The following is a 15,824-nucleotide window of genomic DNA, read 5'->3' on the forward strand; positions in this document are numbered from 1 at the left end:
AGCAGACATGCGACGGGCCATCGCGTTTGAATACTATTCACTGAGCAACAACTGTTCCATCATGGATAACCATGAAACATATGTATTTTTTGCGGGAAAAATGAAGTAACAGACGCATCACGCACCAAATAAGGCGATACAAATGGTGCATGACCGGCCTCATTTTGAGGCACGACGGAACCAGCAGGCCTGCGCAACCAGGCGTAGCATGTCGCGCTCGCCTCCAGCTTTTGACCCAGCCTCATGCGTTCCATGCGATCCCTGCCGCCTCTCGTCACCCTGCGCGCGTTCGAAGCTGCCGCCAGGCGCCTGAGCTTTAGCCTGGCGGGGCAAGAGCTTTTTGTGTCACAGAGCGCCGTCAGCCACCATATCCAGCGCCTGGAGAACGACCTGGGCGTGACGCTGTTCGAGCGGCGCGCGCGCGCGGTTGTGCTGACGCCCGCGGGGCAGGTGTATTACGCCAAGGTACATGCAGCGTTCGAGCTGCTGCGCGACGGCACGGAGCAGGTACGGACGCCCGGCACGGCGCGCACGACGCTGACCGTGGGGCTGCTGGCGTCGTTTGGCACGCGCTGGCTGGCGCCGCGCTTGCAGGCGTTCTACCTGGCGCATCCCGGCATCGACCTGCAGTTGCGGCCGGATATCGGCCTGGCCGATGTGGCCGGCGGCGAGGTCGACGTAGCGATCCGCTACGGGCGCGGCGCCTGGCCGGGCGTGCAGGCGCAGCAACTCATGCCGGAGCGCCTGTCGGTGGTCTGCGTGCCCGGCCTGATCGCCGGGCCGGACCGGCCCGCCACGCCACAGGACCTGCTGCGCTTTGCGTTTTTATCGTCGCATGCCCGGCAGCCGTTCGAGTGGGACGCTTGGTCGCGCCGCTTTGGCCTGGACCTGAGCCAGGCGCAGACCGTGCATCTGCACGACTACAACATCGTGGTGGAAGCGGCGCTCGCCGGCCAGGGCATCGCCATGGGCCGCCACCGCCTGATCGCCCAGCAACTGGCCAGCGGCGCGCTGGTGCAGGCCCTGCCCGACGCGGTACTGGATGATCCCGGCATCGGCTGGTGGCTGGTCGCACCGCGCGGCGCGCTGGGCGAGGCCGCGTCGGCGTTCCGTGGCTGGCTGATGGCGGCGGCCGCCGAGGATACGCTGGACCGCGCCTGATGCCACGTGGCGCCGCATGGCATCACATGATCACCCACGGATTAGTTTTACTCATGTGTGGCAGGGCAAGAATTGATTGGTTTCCCGGCCGCCAAGCCGATAGGATGGGCCTTCCCAATCTCTTTCCCGCGCAACCCCCATGACTCTCTCCCTCTCCGCCCGCGTGGCCGAACTCGGGCTGACCCTCGAAGCCGCGGCCGCGCCCGCTGCCAACTATGTGTCGTTCGTGCAGGACGGCAACCAGCTCTTTATCTCCGGCCAGATCTCCCGCGAACATGGCCAGGCCGCGTACCTGGGCCGCCTGGGCGACAATATTTCGGACGAAGACGGCGTGCGGGCGGCGCGGCTGTCGGCGCTCGGCATCCTGTCGCAGATCGCCGCCGCCACGGGTGACCGGCTCGACCGGGTGGCCCGTGTGGTGCGGCTGGGCGTGTTCGTGGCTTGTACGCCGGACTTCAATCGCCAGAGCGCCATCGCCAACGGTGCGTCGGACCTGATGGTGCAAGTCTTCGGCGATGCGGGCCGCCATGCGCGCAGTGCCGTGGGCGTGGCCGCGCTGCCTGCCGGCGTTGCCGTGGAAGTCGAAGCGGTCATCTCGCTGACTTCGGCCTGAACCGAACGCGCATCACAGGAACTCCCATGCCAGCCCCCCTCACCGCTGCCGCCATCGACGCCCTGCGCGCCCTTACCCCGGGTGTGCAAGGCACCACGCACTTCAACCACGGCGGCGCCTCCCTGCCGTCAGCGGCCACGCTCGAGGCGATCTACAGCCACCTGCAGCGCGAGGCCACGCTGGGACCGATGGAAGCCGGCGTCGCGGCGCGCGAACAAACGGAACGCGCGCGCACCCTCGCCGCGCAACTGCTCAACGCCCAGCCGGCGGAAATCGCGCTGACCACGGGCAATTCGCCCGGCTGGGGCGCTGCGTTCGCCGCCCTGGGAGCCTGGCAACCCGGCGACAGGATCCTGGTCGGGCGCCACGAATGGGGCGGCAACCTGGCCACCATGCGCCTCACGGCGCAGCGCGCGGGCGCGTCGATCGAAGCCATTCCGTCCGACGACAGCGGCGCGGTGGATCCCGAGGCGCTGGAGGCCATGCTGGACGACCGCGTGCGCCTGATTGCGCTGACCTGGCTGCCGGCCAACGGCGGGCTGATCAACCCCGCAGCGGCCATCGGAAAGGTAGCGCGGCGCCACGGCATCCCCTACTTCATCGACGCCGCGCAGGCGGTGGGGCAATTGCCGATCGATGTCGCCCAGTTGGGCTGCGACGTGCTCAGCGGCGCAGGGCGCAAGGCACTGCGCGGCCCAAGGGGAACAGGCCTGCTCTATGTGCGGCAGGACTTCCTGCCCCGGCTCACGCCGGCATTCGTCGACACGTACTCTGCGCCGCTGAACGCAGACGGCGAGCCGGTGTTGCTGGCCGGCGCGGCCCGCTTCGAATCGGCGGAAGCATCGATGGCGCTGCGCTGCGGCCTGGCCAACGCCTTGCAGGAAGCGCTGGAAATCGGCCTCGAGAACATCCGTGCGCGGATCGATGCCACCGCGCAGGCGCTGCGTGCGCAGCTGGCCGGCATACCCGGCGTGACGGTGCTGGACCAGGGCCACGAGCGCTCCGGACTGGTGGCGTTCAACCTGGCCGGCCAGGACCCGGTCTCGGTGCAGCGCAGCCTGGCGGCGCAGGGCGTGGTGATCGGCAGCAACGGCGTCGCCTATACGCCCCTGGATATGCACGCCCGCGGACTCAGCCAGATCGCCCGCGCATCGGTCAGCTACCTGACCACCGAGGCGGAGATCGGGAGGTTGCTGGAGGGCTTGCGGGCGCTGGTGCGTTAGGGCGCCGGACCGGGCTTCTCATCGTGCTGCGCATCGCGCGACATCGAGGCCACCGCGCACGTGCACGAAGTGTGCGAACTGGCCAAACTAGCGGCAGCGCTCCTCCGGCTGCCTGAATAGGGGTTTATGCCAACTTCTCTGCGGCCCCGGGTTGCGGTCTACTGGAAGCGAATCAAGACGTGGCTGGAGCGTGGATTGGCACTGCTTAGCTTGCCACTACATGCCAGCCGTGGGATTCCGACTCCAGGAGACAACACCATGGTGACCAAGCAGGACGAAAGCTTCATTTTGAAGAACCTTCTCGCGCTGGCAGCAGTGGAGGCCCTCGGCGGCGCGATTGCGCTAGGCTTCGCCTTCAATCTCCTGACCTGACTCAAAGGACAACAGAGATCCTCCATCGTTGTCAGGTATCAAAGGTATAAAGAGAATCCAGAAAGAATCCAGGCTTTATTAAAGCTCCCCGGCACTGGCTTTGATCCGGCCAGTTTTCCGGGGATCTCTGTCGTCAGGGACCCGTATTTTCAGTGCTGTCCCGTCGTCCGCTGCCGGCGGAACCTGGGCGCATTTCAGCTCGCAAGCGCCCTGCCGGCAGCGCCAGGTCAGTTCAGGCTTCCCGGATTCTGCGCCGCGGCTTTCTGCTTGGCCTTGGCCGCAAAGTACGCGCCAATCTGCTTCTGCGTAATCTCGCCCTTCTTCTTCGTATCGATCTTGTCGAAGTTCTTGTAGACCTCCGGCATGCCGGCCTCTGCTTCCTCGCGGCTCAGCTTGCCGTCGTGGTTGGTATCGGCGGCAGCGAACTTCTCTGCGAATTTCGCCTTGGCTTCCTTTGGATTCATGGGCGCTTGCGGCGCCGCCTGGGGGGCGGGTTGCGGCGCGGGTTGTTGCGCGCCGACAGTGCCGGATGCAAAGAATGCGACCAGCGCCAGGCTGGCGGTCGACAGTAGCCGTGGAATCATTAGAGTCTCCTGGAACACTTCGATGGTATCGCCGGCCGGTCCCGCGGTCGTCGGCGGCCGGTTGGCTTGTGCAGAGATCGGGAGCAATCGATCCCCCGGGCCCGCGGCTAAGATCATCGTCGGCTTTCCGGTATTGCGGAATTTAGTTATTTCGGTATCTGATATTAGCGTTTTGCCAGTCAGGCGGTGGTGACGCGCGGCAATGCGCGCTGGCGGGTCAGGGCCGGGGAGCCCCAGCATCCCGCGCCCGCCCCAGCAAGAACTCGCGCTCGCGGGTGTTGCGGGTCATGCCGGCGGCGCGCTCGAACTCGGCGCGGGCCTCGGCGAAACGGCCAAGCTTGTACAACAAGTCGCCGCGCACGCTGGGCAGCAAGTGGTACTTCGCCAGCGAGGACTCGGTGAGAAGCGCATTCACCAGTTCCAGGCCGGCCTCGGGGCCGAAAGCCATGCCGATCGCGACCGCGCGGTTCAGCTCCACCACGGGTGATGGCGCCACCTCCGACAGCGCGTCGTAGATGGCGGCGATCTGTGCCCAGTCGGTATCTGCGGCGGCGGTGGCGCGGGCGTGGCAGGCGGCCAGCGCCGCCTGCAAGGCGTAGGGGCCGAGCGCGCCGCCCAGCTCTTGCGCGCGCGCCAGCGCCGCCAGCCCACGCCGGATCAGCAGGCGGTCCCAGCGGCTGCGGTCCTGTTCAAGCAGCAGCACCGGGCGGCCTTGCGCATCGACCCGTGCATGCGTGCGCGAGGCCTGGATCTCCATCAGCGCCACCAGTCCGTGCACCTCGCTTTCCTGCGGCGCCAGGCCGGCCAGCGTGCGGCCCAGGCGCAGTGCTTCCTCGCACAGCGCCGGGCGCATCCAGTCGTCGCCAGCCGTAGCGGAATAACCTTCGTTGAAAATCAGGTAGATCACCTCCAGCACCGACGCCAGGCGCGGCGCCCGTGCCTGCGGGCCTGGCACTTCGAAAGGCACGCGGGCCGCACCGAGGGTGCGCTTGGCACGCACGATGCGCTGGGCGATGGCGGCCTCCGGCGTGAGAAAGGCGCGCGCGATTTCCTCGGTGGTCAGCCCGCCCAGCAGGCGCAGCGTCATGGCGACCCGCGCATCGGTGGAGAGCACCGGGTGGCAGGCGGTGAAGACCAGCCGCAGCAGGTCGTCGCCAATATCGTCCGCGCGCGCGGCGTCCAGCGCATCGACAAAATCCGGCACCACGTGAGCCTCCATCGCTTCGAGATCGTGGCCGATCTGCTCGTGCTTGCGGGCGTGCAGTGCCTGCTGGCGCAGATGGTCGAGCGCGCGGTTCTTTGCCGTGGTCATCAGCCAGGCGCCCGGGTTGTCCGGCACGCCGGTCTCGCCCCAGCGCTCCAGCGCGGCAACGAGCGCATCCTGGGCCAGTTCTTCGGCCAGGCCCACGTCGCGCACCACGCGCGCAACGTGGGCGATGACCTTGGCGGATTCGATGCGCCAGACGGCTTCGATCGCCCGCTGCGTCGGTGTCGTCGTCACCATGTGTTTCAGGCCGCGCTGGTCGCGCCGGGTGCCGAGGGCTCCATGTACACCAACTCCCAGATATGCCCGTCAAGATCATCGAACCCGTGCCCGTACATGAAGCCGTGGTCCTGCGGCGCGCGTGGCGCCGTAGCGCCTGCGGCCAAGGCTTTGGCGACCAGGGCGTCCACCTCGGCGCGGCTCTCGCAGGAGATGCAGATCAGCACTTCGGTGCTCTCGGAGGTATCGCACAGCTTGCGGGTAGTGAAAGTCTTGAAGAATTCGTGCTTGAGCAGCATCGCGTGGATGTTCTCGCCGATGATCATGCAGGCGGCGCTGTCGTTGGTGAACTGCGGGTTGAAGGTGAACCCGAGGCCCATGAAGAAATCCTGCGAGCGCTGCAGGTCGGCCACGGGAAGGTTCAGGTAGATTTGCTTATGCATGATTCGTCCTTGGATTCGGTTTCGCGTGATTGGGGGGAAGCTCGGCGGGTTGCCCCGCTTAACGGGCCAGGGCCGCCGGGGCCTCGGCTAGCGTCTTCAGGTTGACCAGCCCTTGCTCGAAATCGTTGCCGACCATCTTGAAGACGAGATGCATCAACTTGGCAAAGTACGGCACGCCGCCTTCCATCGACCAGGTCACGTTGGTGGCATCGGCCTGCGGCCTGAGCGTGAATTCGACGGTGTTGTGCGCCTCGAACGGCTTGATGAAATCCAGCCGCATCGTGACCTTGGAGGCCGGCTCCGCATGGAGGATTTCCATGCTGCCCACGCCTACCTTGTCGCTCTCCCAGGCGTAGGCGGCGCCCTGCCCGCTGCGTGTGGCGCCGTAGGTGCCCTTCAGGGACGGGTCCTTCTTTTCATAGGGGTTCCACTGGTTGAAGTTGTGGAGGTCGTTGATGAGCGCGAACACGCGCTCCGGCGGCGCCTTGACGCTGGCGCTGCGCTCAACCCGGAAGGTATCGGGCCGCGTGGCGGCGTAGATCAGCAGCAGGGCGATGGCGGCGAAAGCGGCGAGCAGGATGGGCTTGAGCATGGTGTCGGGATCCGGCAATGGTTGGGGTGGGCTCGGGTGTGATCGTGGGATCGTTGGCTCAGTGCTGGCCAACGTCCAGGTCGCGAAAGCGCTCCACCGCAGGACTCGGCGCGAAGTCCTCCAGCTCGAACAGCTGCCGTACCTCGATCTCGCCGTCGGCCATATCGCCATGCGGCGATGGGAAGCGCCGCGCCCATTCCATCGCTTCCTCGCGGCTGCGCACCTGGATCAGCGTGTAGCCCGCCACTATTTCCTCGCTTTGCGCAAACGGCCCGTCGATGATGGTGCGCTGGCCACCGGCATAGCGGATGCGCCAGCCGGCGGAAGTGGGCTTGAGCCCGGCGGCGTCGAGCAGCACGCCCGCCTTGGCCAGTTGCTCGTGATATGCCGCCATCGCGGCGAAGCGGCTTTCGTCCGGCATCGCGCCGGCTTCACTGCCTTGCGTGGCTTTCACCAGGATCATGAATCGCATCGCGGTTCTCCTTAGCTTGAGGTTGCTGGTTGTCGGTGGTAAGCCGTGGCGGTGGCACGCCGCTGCCATCTCGTTGGCTCTTACCGGTACGACGAACCGCGCGCCGCCAGATCGACATCCTGTACAAATATCCCTGCAAACCAAGGGTAACTACCTAGGTAAAGCCGCGCACCCCATCCGCTTGCGGCTTTACAGGAAGCAAGGCCCGACCTCGCGGACCTCCACGGTGCACCATGCCGCGGCGGGGCACTCGGCGGCGATGGCAATGGCCTCGTCCTGCGTGGCGCAGTCGAGCAGGAAGTAGCCGCCGATCATTTCCTTGGCCTCGGCAAAGGGGCCGTCGAGCAGGTCGCGGCGGCCTTCGCGCACCTGCACGCGCACGCCATTGGCCTGCGACGTGAGCGAGTTGACACCCAGCAGCAGCCCGCGCTCATTCAGGCCTTCGGCAAAACGCTGCATGCTGGCGTAAGCCTGGCGCCCTTCTTCCGGGGAACGCTCGGCGCGCTGGCCAACGGGTTCGACAATCAACAGCATGTACGACATAGGGTCTCCACTTTGTCTTGCGCATTTTCGGGTATGGCTTGCCGCCCACATCCTGCACGCCTCGGCCGCCGGCCGCAAGCGGCCGGCGCGCCACGGATGGATGGCAGAAATGCTTGGCCGTTAATTGCAATGAAGGAGGATTCGCCAACCATTGCCGATCCGGGCGGACAGTTTAATATGTCGGCCTTGCTCCACCTGGCACCCAACGCCTTCCCATGACCGCATCGCGCCAGCCAACCAACCATCCCTCGTACTTCATCGAGGGCGACACCGTGATCTGGTCGCACAACGACCGGCCGCTCTGGGCCAAGGACGGCAGCCCGCTGCCCATTGCCCATCCGCAGGCGTTCCGCTGCATCGACGGGCGCTGGTTCACCGACGGCGAGCACGTCATCGTGCAGGCCCAGCAAGGCAGCGCCGCGGTCTGGTACTACTTCTACCGGATCGAGAACGCCGACATCGCCACTTTCGAAGTCCTCAACGAGCGCTACGCCCGCGACGCCCGCCAGGCTTACTTCATTACCGGCAAGACCATCCGCACCCGCAGCCCGCAGGCCTTCCGGCCGCTGGTCTACCAGGACTGGCGCTGGCCCGAGAATGGCCCGCTGGAGCCGGTGACCTGCATGCATGACTACTACGCCGTGGACGCCGAGTCGGCCTACTTCAACGGCAAGCGTGTGATCGGCGCGGATGGCGCCACCGTGGTGGGCTTGCCGGGCAACTACATCGCCGATGCCGGGCATGCGTACTACTTCGGCCAGCGCATCGAAGCCGACCGCGCCAGCCTGGTGGTAGCGCCCAGTGGCGACGGCCCGCTGCGCATGACCGACAAGATCGGCCCCATCGAAGACGGCCAGCGCATGACCGCGCTCGACCACCGCCAGGTCGAGCACTGGCGGGAGTTCTTCACTGCCCTGCCCGCGCTGCAGGACTATTGGTGGCACCGCCTGCAGGCGCCCGCCGCGCCAGCCACGCCAGCCACGCCAGCCACGCCAGCGCAAGAAGTGGAATACGGCGGCCATCGCCTCACCGGGCTCGATCCGGCCACCTTTGCCGCGAGGGAAATGCCCGTTGGCCACGGCCTGATGGGCGTGTTCTGTGGCGATGCGCATGGCATCCACTGGCTGCACTGGTACGCTGACGGCCCGTGCGAGCTGACCTTGCTCTCCTCGCGGCCGATATCCAGCCTGGAAACGCTGGGGGATGGCTATCTCAGTGACGGCGTCACCGTGTTCTACGCGCCGAACCATTACCAAACGCCGCAAGCCCTGCGCAAGGTCGATCCCGCCGGGTTTACCGTGCTGCAGGGCTCGTGGGCCCGCGATGCCAGCCGTGCCTTCCATCGCGGCAAGGCCAAGAAAGGCGTGAACCCGGATGCCTTGCGCATCGCAGGCTGCTACGCATGGGACGACGCGCAATTGTTCTGCGACGACAAGCCGCTCAAGGTAGCCGTGCCGCACGATACGCTGCAGGTACCGCACCCTGGCTTCCTGCTGGCCGGAGACCAGTTGTTCTTCGGGCGCCGGCCGGTCTCGGCCAAGCGTGTGCACCTGCCCACACTGGAGTTCCTCGACGCGGACTTTGCGCGCGACCGCAAGCACGCCTATATCATCGGCTATGTGAACCTGGTAGCAATCGACGGCGCCGATCCGGCCAGCTTCCGCGTGCTGGAAAACGGCCGCGCTGCCGATGCTGTGCGCGAGTACGACGCGGCCGCACTGAAAGAAGCGAGCGCACCGGCAACCGACTAGCCGCTGAGCATCGCCGGTACAATGGCTCGGACTTGGGACGCGAGCTATTTCCTGACCCCGACGCCATCATGACCCAGGCTTATTCAGACACCGTCAGCCGGATCCTGGCTTCCCATCTGCAAAGGCATGCCCAGCCGGCTGCGTCCGCCAGCGCTGCCGCAACCCCGCCGCTAGTCGTGCACCAGCATTTCACCGTCGCGAACGAGGCGGTGACGCTGCAGTTGCCGGCCTGGCGCGACTATGTCGGCCGCATACTCGATGTCCCGGTGTCGCGCGCGCAGGTTGCCGGCGGCTTCCGGGGCGAAATCGATACCTATGTGCTCAAGGACCTGACCTACCTGGACAGCCGCACCGACCCGGTGAGCCAGATTCGCACCACCGCGCGCATCTCCACCGACAGCGTGCGCGACTACGTGTTCCATGTGGCCATGGACGGGATCGCCGAAACGGTGACGGACTTCTCCCGGCAGCGCAAATCCGCCCAGTTCGTGCCAGGCATCCTGGCGCTCGACATGAACCAGCCGATGCACATGCACCGCCCCACGCGCGCCCGGGTGCTGGCCTTCTTCGTGCCGCGCGCCACGGTGGAGGCGGCCATCCCCGATGCCGAGTCCATTCATGGCCGCGTGGTGACCTATACCTCGCCGCTGACGCGCCTGATCTTCGACCACGTGACGGCGCTCTGCCGCAGCCTCCCGGCACGGTCCGAGGCCGATGCGGAAAGCACCATCCAGGGCTGCGCGCACCTGATCGTTGCCGCATTCGGCAAGCAGGCGCGCCTTGCCGGCAACGCGCGCGCGGCGGCCCGCGCCGCCATGCTGGAGCGGGTGCAGCGCTACGTGCAGGCCAACTTACACCACGAGGACCTCTCGCCCGAGAGCATCCTGCAAGCGTTCGGGCTGCCGCGCCCAACCCTGTACCGGATGTTCGAGCACGAAGGCGGCCTTGGCGCGTATATCCGCAACTGCAGGTTGCGGGCGGCAGCCGACGATCTCCTGCGCCATGCGCACATCGGCATCGGCGAGATCGCCTATGGCGCCGGCTTCAACAGTGCCTCGGACTTTACCCGCGCATTCCGCAGGGCCTACGGCGTGTCCCCAAGGGATTTCCGGGGGCTTTCAGGCGCTGGCGACGGCGCCCGCGAGATACCCCCGGACGGGCCGCATGCGCCATATGTCACGTAATCGTCATGCGCGCGCCATACAATCGGTGACTTCCCAATAGTCCGAATGCCCTGGCGATGCCTGACGTTCCGGTTGACTCACACGTGGCTCGTTCCCGCTTCCGGCAGCCCTGTGCCGAGGATCTCTGCGTCACCACGCCATCGGTGACCACGGAACAGAACAATCAGGAAGTCCTCGATGTGTTCGGCAAGCACCGGGACCTTGCCAGCTTGCCGGTGACCGAGAACGACACGCCGATCGGCCTGATCAATCGCGCGATCTTCATGTCGCAGATGAGCAAGCCCTATCACCGCGAGCTGTACAACCGCAAGAGCTGCATCGCCTTCATGGACAAGGAGCCGCTGGTGGTCGATGCCGCGATGAGCATCGAGGCCCTGACCTTCAAGGCGGTGGAGTACGGCGAGAAGGCACTTGCCGATGGCTTCATCATCGCGCGCGACGGCCGTTTCCTTGGCATCGGGCATGGCTTGCAGCTCATGCGCGTGGTGGCGGACATGCAGGCCGAGAAGAACCGCCAGATCATGCACAGCATCGACTACGCCAGCACCATCCAGCGCTCGATGCTGCGCCCCTCGCGCGAGGCGCTGGCCAGGACGCTCGGCGACGCGGGCCTGGTGTGGGAGCCGCGCGATGTGGTTGGCGGAGATTTCTATCACTTTGCCGCGTTCGAGGACGGCTGGTTTGCCGCGCTGGCCGATTGCACGGGCCACGGCGTACCGGGTGCGTTCCTGACCCTGATCTCCTCATCCATCCTGATCCAGGCCATCGAGCAGCGCGGCCCGCGCGACCCCGGCGCGCTCCTGATGGCGGTGAACCGCGGCATCAAGCAGATGCTCGGGCAGCTCGACGGCGATGATGAAACGCCTGGCTCGAATGACGGCATGGATGCGGCGTTCTTCTGGTTTGACAACGCCAGCCGCCAGCTCGTGTTCGCCGGCGCCAAGTGCGCCTTGTTCGTGCTCCATCCCGGCGAGGAGGAAGGCGAGATGGTGGACGGCGAGCGCATGGGCGTCGGCTACGTGGACACCGACCTGAACTTTGCCTGGCAGAACCGCCTTGTCCAGACCCTGCCGGACAGCGTGGTGTTTGTCACCACCGATGGCCTGATCGACCAGATCGGCGGCCCCAAGGAAATCGCCTTTGGCAAGCGCCGCATCCGCGAAGCGATCCGCGCAAGCCGGCATGCCTCGGCGGCGCAGATCAACGAAGCGGTGCTGGACCAGTATCGCGCGTGGCAAGGCCATCACCGCCGCCGCGACGACCTTACTTTTTTCTGCTTTCGCGTTCAATAGTCCTGCAATGGCCTGTTATAGCACTGAGATGAACTGCAATTCGATTGACCATGAATATGGGCCATTCTTTGAAATGGCCCGGGAACGCAACGTGATCTTCTACTACGTCGGCTACTTTTCCCAAAACATCATCGCGGCAATGTCCGATGCGGTCCGGCTGCAGCTGACGGTGAGCGGCGTCGATGGCTCGACCCGGCGCAAGCTGTTCTCCTCGTTCGTGGAGATGGCGCAGAACATCGTCCACTATTCGTCCGACGCGCTCACGCCGCCCACCCAGGACACCAACCAGCTGCGCCACGGCTCGGTGTGCATCTGCATGGTGGATGACCGCTACCGGCTGATGTGCTCCAACCCGGTGGCGATCACCCGCGTGGGGCAACTGCGCGCCGCGCTGGAGCCATTGCGCACCATGACGCTGGACCAGATCAAGCAGGCCTACAAGGAAACCATGCGCGCCGAAGCGCCACAAGGCAGCAAGGGCGCCGGCCTGGGATTCCTGACGGTAGCCCGCGACGCCAGCGCACCGCTGGAGTACAGCTTCCAGCCCATCGACGCGGACCCGGTATCGACGATGTTCTTCCTTACCGCAACCATCTGAATGACTGAACGGGATCGAAAGGGAACCTGATGGAAAACCTGTTCATTGCCGCCACACCGACCTCGCCCGAGGTGAGCTTTGATTTCAAGCAGCACACGCTCTCCCTCAAAGGCGAGTCCTATCCGGAGAACGCCGCGTTGTTCTACGGTGACGTGATCCTGCGCCTGCGCAAATACCTGGCTGCCTGCGAGGACACCGAAGTCACCGTGCACGTGGCGCTGACGTACTTCAACAGCTCCAGCACCAAGGTGCTGTTCAGCATGTTCGACGCCATGAACGACGCAGCCGACAAGGGCAACCGGGTCATCGTGCACTGGTATCACGACGTGGACGACGACACCATCCTGGAATTCGGCCAGGACCTGCACGCCGACTTCCCCGCCATCGATTTCCTCGACCACGCCACCACGGCGAGCTGAGCAGCGCATGTCCGAGCCAGATCTCTTCGAGTCGGAAAACGGCGTCCTGGCGCGCGCCAGGGCGGTATTCGGCAATCCCGATGCCGGTGCCCAGGCGTACCGCGACACGCTGGGCGAACTGATCGGCTACTACGAGCGGCTGATGCGCGAAACCCGGCGCCTGATACGGCGCAGCGACCGCGAAGAGCTCGAAATGAACCGGCTCAACCACCGCCTGCAGGACCTGGCCCGGGAGCTGGAGTTCCGCGCCACGCGCGACACGCTCACCGGCGCGCTGAACCGCGGCGCCATCATCGAGCGGGCCGGCGCGGTGCTGGCCAGGGACAGCCTGTCGTTGATCGTGCTCGACATCGATCACTTCAAGCGGGTCAACGACTCGATGGGCCACCCTGTCGGCGATACCGTGATCCGCGGCGTCGTCGACTGCCTGGAGCAATCGGTGCAAGGCGCGGGCGTCATCGGCCGGGTGGGCGGCGAAGAGTTCGCTGCGCTGCTGCCTGCGTGCGCGCTGGACGCCGCTGTCGAACTGGCGGAGCGCATGCGGCTGCAGATCGAGCAGCATGTGTTTCCGGTCAAGGCAGGGCTGCAGGTGACGGCTAGTTTCGGCGTGAGCTGGAGCCCCCCTGGGACGAGCTTCGAGCAGGCCTATGCGCGCGCTGACGAGGCCTTATATCAGGCCAAGCGCAGCGGGCGTAACCGGGTCGTCAGTCTGCGGGAGAGCGAGCTGGTGGTGCCTTTGCGTTGAGGCGCCGCGCCGGTCAGGTTCACGCGAAACGACAAGCCACAAACAAGCCACATCATGGCGCGGCGCGCTCGGCGCCACCTGCGGCCGCTCGCGGCCCGGTCAGCTCACCGGGTTGGCCTGCACCGCCAGCGGAAAACCGGTATCGAACGTGGTCCGCACATCCAGCCGCTGCTTGAGCAGCCCGGCCTTCAGGTAGAAATCCGCCGTGCGCTGCTGCTCGGCAATCACTGCCGCATCGATGTTGCGCCACTGCGTACGGCGCCGCTCGAACTGCAGCCGCGCGGCTTCGGGCGGGATGCCGATGATGCGTGCCAGCGCCGCTGAAAAGCCGTCCACATGCTGGTACGACCACACCTGCGCGCGCACCACGCGCTGCAGGAAATCGCGCAGCACCTCGCGCTTGGCGGCCAGCGCGCTGTCCGTCGCCGCCAGATAGCTCAGGCCGGACCACAGCCCGCGCCCGCTCACCAGCACGCGGGCATGACCGCTGGTCTCGGCCAGCGCGGTGTATGGCTCCCATGTGGCCCATGCATCGATCGAGCCGTTGACCAGCGCCAGCTTGGCGTCGGCCGGCGGCAGGAAGCGCAGGCTGGCGTCCTCGGGCTTCAAGCCGGCCGATTCCAGCGCCTTCAAAGCAACGAAGTGACCAATCGAGCCACGGTTGGTGCCGATATTCTTGCCGCGCAGGTCCGCCGCCGTCTTCAAGGGCGAACTGGCGCGTACCAGCACGGCGGTGCCGAACGGGTCCGAGCGGTTGGCGCCGATGATCTTGATCGGCGTGCCGGCGGCCAGCGCGAAGATGGCGGGCGCGTCGCCGATCGGGCCGGAATCCACCGCGCCGGCGTTCAGCGCCTCGGCCAGCGGCGCGGCGGCGGGAAACTCCGTCCACTGGATGTCGTAGGCCAGGCCTTTGAGCTCGCCTGCGCTCTCCAGCAAGGCGCGCAGGCCACCCTTCTGGTCGCCGGCCTTGAGCACGGGCCGGCCCTGGGCCGACACGGAAAACGGCAAGGTGCAGCTGGCCGCCGCCAATGCGCCGTAGCGCAGGAATTGTCTTCGGGATGCCGTCATGATGCCGCTCGCCATCCCCTTCAGGCTGCCTTGCGGCCAGCACCGGAACCAGCGCCGGCCGCGGCTTCGCGCTGCGCCACCAGCGCGCGCACGCGGGGGATCAGCTCGCGGCCGTAGTCCACGGCATCTTCGAGCGGATCGAAGCCGCGGATCAGGAACGTGGTCACGCCAAGGTCGTAGTAATCCAGCAGCGCGTCGGCGACTTGCTCCGGCGTGCCGACCAGCGCGGTGGAGTTGGAGCGCGCACCGGTGAGCTTGGCGATCTCCGTCCACAGGCGCTTGTCCACGCGCGGGCCCTTGTCGGCGGCGGCCAGCAGGCGGCGCGCGCCTTCGCTTTGCTGCGGCCCGCCCTGCCCCAGGCCAGCCGCCTCGCGCAGGCGGCGCGTTTGTTCGAGGATGGCATTGGCGCGTGCCCATGCCGCCGTCTCGGTTTGCGCCAGGATCGGCCGGAACGAGACCGAGAAGCGCACCTGCCGCCCATGCCTGGCCGCCTCGGCGCGCACCCGCGTGGTGATGTCGCGGACCTGCTCGAGCGATTCGCCCCACAGTGCGTACACATCGGCATGACGTCCGGCGACATCAATCGCCGCGTCCGAAGCCCCACCGAAGAAGATCGGCACGTGTGGCTGCTGGGCCGGCTTCACTTCGGAGAAGCCCTGGGTGAAGCGGTAATACTTGCCTTCGTGGTCGAACGGCTTGTCCTGTGTCCAGATGCGCCGCAGGATGCCGAGGTACTCGTCGGTGCGCGCATAGCGCTCGTCGTGGCTGAGGAAATCGCCGTCGCGCTGCTGCTCGGAATCGGAGCCGCCGGAGATGAAGTGCACGCCAAGCCGGCCACCGCTGAACTGATCAAGCGAGGCGATCTGTCGGGCCGCCAGCGTGGGCGCGGTAAAGCCCGGCCGGTGTGCGAGCATGAAATGCACGCGCTCGGTCACGGCAGCTGCGTAGGCAATGGTGAGCGTGGCGGACGGGCCGGTGGAGTGATGCGGCACCAGCACGCGGTCGAAGCCGGCGTTCTCATGCGCTTGCGCAAATGCCCGCACATAGTCTCGATCCACCACCGGGCCGCTGGCCGGATGGATCTCCGACTGCTTCTGGCTCTGGATCATGCCAATGATTTCCACGCTCATCGTAGGCTCCTGTTCCTGGTTTGCGATGATTTGAAGCGGCTGCGCGGAAGTTGCGCGCCGTATCGCCAAAGCATGAACATACGCCGTGGATAGGCGATCTTTAAGGAATAAGAACGAGGGAAGATATGCGGTTTTGCACGATGAGGGACAG

17 protein-coding genes are annotated in these 15,824 nt (G+C 66.1%); 9 read left to right on the forward strand and 8 right to left on the reverse strand.

From position 1 onward, the window contains the following. Window positions 1-243 precede the first annotated feature (243 nt). The 3 genes from F7R26_RS30920 to F7R26_RS30930 all read left to right on the forward strand — a co-directional run bounded on the left by F7R26_RS30920 (window position 244) and on the right by F7R26_RS30930 (window position 2,997). Window positions 244-1,161: a LysR substrate-binding domain-containing protein gene (locus F7R26_RS30920; RefSeq protein ID WP_150986174.1), complete on the forward strand. Its 918-nt coding sequence runs from the start codon at window positions 244-246 to the stop codon at window positions 1,159-1,161. Between the two features lie 139 nt (window positions 1,162-1,300). Continuing rightward, the gene (locus F7R26_RS30925; protein ID WP_150986173.1) at window positions 1,301-1,774 is read left to right on the forward strand and encodes a RidA family protein; all 474 of its coding nucleotides are present in this window, start codon (window positions 1,301-1,303) and stop codon (window positions 1,772-1,774) included. A gap of 26 nt (window positions 1,775-1,800) precedes the next feature. After that, a complete protein-coding gene (locus F7R26_RS30930) occupies window positions 1,801-2,997 on the forward strand; it encodes an aminotransferase class V-fold PLP-dependent enzyme (RefSeq protein ID WP_150986172.1) in 1,197 nt (398 codons plus the stop codon). A 599-nt stretch (window positions 2,998-3,596) separates the two neighbouring features. On the opposite strand, the gene F7R26_RS30935 is transcribed toward F7R26_RS30930, so the two are convergent. From F7R26_RS30935 to F7R26_RS30960, 6 genes are all read right to left on the reverse strand, one after another. Next, window positions 3,597-3,953 (reverse strand): calcium-binding protein, encoded by a 357-nt coding sequence (locus F7R26_RS30935; protein ID WP_150986171.1) that lies wholly within the window; start codon window positions 3,951-3,953, stop codon window positions 3,597-3,599. A 217-nt stretch (window positions 3,954-4,170) separates the two neighbouring features. Continuing rightward, window positions 4,171-5,457 (reverse strand): RNA polymerase sigma factor, encoded by a 1,287-nt coding sequence (locus F7R26_RS30940; RefSeq protein WP_150986170.1) that lies wholly within the window; start codon window positions 5,455-5,457, stop codon window positions 4,171-4,173. Window positions 5,458-5,462: 5 nt separating this feature from the next. After that, window positions 5,463-5,879 carry a VOC family protein gene (locus F7R26_RS30945; RefSeq protein WP_150986169.1) on the reverse strand — a complete coding sequence of 139 codons (417 nt, stop codon included), beginning with the start codon at window positions 5,877-5,879 and terminating at the stop codon, window positions 5,463-5,465. Between the two features lie 58 nt (window positions 5,880-5,937). Further along, complete coding sequence (locus F7R26_RS30950; RefSeq protein WP_150986168.1) at window positions 5,938-6,471, reverse strand: SRPBCC family protein; 534 nt, start codon at window positions 6,469-6,471, stop codon at window positions 5,938-5,940. A 58-nt stretch (window positions 6,472-6,529) separates the two neighbouring features. Then, window positions 6,530-6,943 carry a YciI family protein gene (locus F7R26_RS30955; protein WP_150986167.1) on the reverse strand — a complete coding sequence of 138 codons (414 nt, stop codon included), beginning with the start codon at window positions 6,941-6,943 and terminating at the stop codon, window positions 6,530-6,532. 189 nt (window positions 6,944-7,132) lie between these two features. Further along, a complete protein-coding gene (locus tag F7R26_RS30960) occupies window positions 7,133-7,486 on the reverse strand; it encodes a YciI family protein (RefSeq protein ID WP_150986166.1) in 354 nt (117 codons plus the stop codon). Between the two features lie 215 nt (window positions 7,487-7,701). Between F7R26_RS30960 and F7R26_RS30965 the strand changes: the two genes are divergently transcribed. The 6 genes from F7R26_RS30965 to F7R26_RS30990 all read left to right on the forward strand — a co-directional run bounded on the left by F7R26_RS30965 (window position 7,702) and on the right by F7R26_RS30990 (window position 13,475). After that, window positions 7,702-9,237, forward strand: a complete 1,536-nt coding sequence (locus F7R26_RS30965; RefSeq protein ID WP_150986165.1) for a DKNYY domain-containing protein — start codon at window positions 7,702-7,704, stop codon at window positions 9,235-9,237. 68 nt (window positions 9,238-9,305) lie between these two features. Next, window positions 9,306-10,421, forward strand: coding sequence for a helix-turn-helix domain-containing protein (locus F7R26_RS30970; protein ID WP_241754595.1), 1,116 nt, complete (start codon window positions 9,306-9,308; stop codon window positions 10,419-10,421). A 56-nt stretch (window positions 10,422-10,477) separates the two neighbouring features. Then, entirely contained in the window at window positions 10,478-11,713 is a 1,236-nt protein-coding gene (locus tag F7R26_RS30975) for a SpoIIE family protein phosphatase (RefSeq protein WP_150986164.1), read from the forward strand. Between the two features lie 28 nt (window positions 11,714-11,741). Next, window positions 11,742-12,311: a SiaB family protein kinase gene (locus F7R26_RS30980; RefSeq protein WP_150986163.1), complete on the forward strand. Its 570-nt coding sequence runs from the start codon at window positions 11,742-11,744 to the stop codon at window positions 12,309-12,311. A gap of 29 nt (window positions 12,312-12,340) precedes the next feature. Beyond that, window positions 12,341-12,730 (forward strand): DUF1987 domain-containing protein, encoded by a 390-nt coding sequence (locus F7R26_RS30985; RefSeq protein WP_150986162.1) that lies wholly within the window; start codon window positions 12,341-12,343, stop codon window positions 12,728-12,730. Window positions 12,731-12,737: 7 nt separating this feature from the next. Next, on the forward strand, window positions 12,738-13,475 hold the full coding sequence (locus F7R26_RS30990; protein WP_150986161.1) for a GGDEF domain-containing protein: 738 nt from the start codon (window positions 12,738-12,740) through the stop codon (window positions 13,473-13,475). Window positions 13,476-13,574: 99 nt separating this feature from the next. Here F7R26_RS30990 and F7R26_RS30995 read toward each other — a convergent pair whose 3' ends face one another. Further along, window positions 13,575-14,543 (reverse strand): ABC transporter substrate-binding protein, encoded by a 969-nt coding sequence (locus tag F7R26_RS30995; RefSeq protein WP_150986160.1) that lies wholly within the window; start codon window positions 14,541-14,543, stop codon window positions 13,575-13,577. A 20-nt stretch (window positions 14,544-14,563) separates the two neighbouring features. Next, a complete protein-coding gene (locus F7R26_RS31000; protein WP_150986159.1) occupies window positions 14,564-15,673 on the reverse strand; it encodes an LLM class flavin-dependent oxidoreductase in 1,110 nt (369 codons plus the stop codon). Window positions 15,674-15,824: the final 151 nt, after the last annotated feature.

The organism is Cupriavidus basilensis (genome assembly GCF_008801925.2).
In the GTDB taxonomy this organism is placed as follows: Bacteria; Pseudomonadota; Gammaproteobacteria; order Burkholderiales; family Burkholderiaceae; genus Cupriavidus; species Cupriavidus basilensis.

Coding starts and splice junctions, on each gene's coding strand:
- F7R26_RS31000 (WP_150986159.1), bottom strand. CDS start 15,673: ATGAGCGTGGAAATCATTGGCATGATCCAGAGCCAGAAGCAGTCGGAG.
- F7R26_RS30940 (WP_150986170.1), bottom strand. CDS start 5,457: ATGGTGACGACGACACCGACGCAGCGGGCGATCGAAGCCGTCTGGCGC.
- F7R26_RS30925 (WP_150986173.1), top strand. CDS start 1,301: ATGACTCTCTCCCTCTCCGCCCGCGTGGCCGAACTCGGGCTGACCCTC.
- F7R26_RS30990 (WP_150986161.1), top strand. CDS start 12,738: ATGTCCGAGCCAGATCTCTTCGAGTCGGAAAACGGCGTCCTGGCGCGC.
- F7R26_RS30935 (WP_150986171.1), bottom strand. CDS start 3,953: ATGATTCCACGGCTACTGTCGACCGCCAGCCTGGCGCTGGTCGCATTC.
- F7R26_RS30970 (WP_241754595.1), top strand. CDS start 9,306: ATGACCCAGGCTTATTCAGACACCGTCAGCCGGATCCTGGCTTCCCAT.
- F7R26_RS30975 (WP_150986164.1), top strand. CDS start 10,478: ATGCCTGACGTTCCGGTTGACTCACACGTGGCTCGTTCCCGCTTCCGG.
- F7R26_RS30945 (WP_150986169.1), bottom strand. CDS start 5,879: ATGCATAAGCAAATCTACCTGAACCTTCCCGTGGCCGACCTGCAGCGC.
- F7R26_RS30995 (WP_150986160.1), bottom strand. CDS start 14,543: ATGACGGCATCCCGAAGACAATTCCTGCGCTACGGCGCATTGGCGGCG.
- F7R26_RS30950 (WP_150986168.1), bottom strand. CDS start 6,471: ATGCTCAAGCCCATCCTGCTCGCCGCTTTCGCCGCCATCGCCCTGCTG.
- F7R26_RS30955 (WP_150986167.1), bottom strand. CDS start 6,943: ATGCGATTCATGATCCTGGTGAAAGCCACGCAAGGCAGTGAAGCCGGC.
- F7R26_RS30980 (WP_150986163.1), top strand. CDS start 11,742: ATGAACTGCAATTCGATTGACCATGAATATGGGCCATTCTTTGAAATG.
- F7R26_RS30920 (WP_150986174.1), top strand. CDS start 244: ATGCGTTCCATGCGATCCCTGCCGCCTCTCGTCACCCTGCGCGCGTTC.
- F7R26_RS30930 (WP_150986172.1), top strand. CDS start 1,801: ATGCCAGCCCCCCTCACCGCTGCCGCCATCGACGCCCTGCGCGCCCTT.
- F7R26_RS30985 (WP_150986162.1), top strand. CDS start 12,341: ATGGAAAACCTGTTCATTGCCGCCACACCGACCTCGCCCGAGGTGAGC.
- F7R26_RS30965 (WP_150986165.1), top strand. CDS start 7,702: ATGACCGCATCGCGCCAGCCAACCAACCATCCCTCGTACTTCATCGAG.
- F7R26_RS30960 (WP_150986166.1), bottom strand. CDS start 7,486: ATGTCGTACATGCTGTTGATTGTCGAACCCGTTGGCCAGCGCGCCGAG.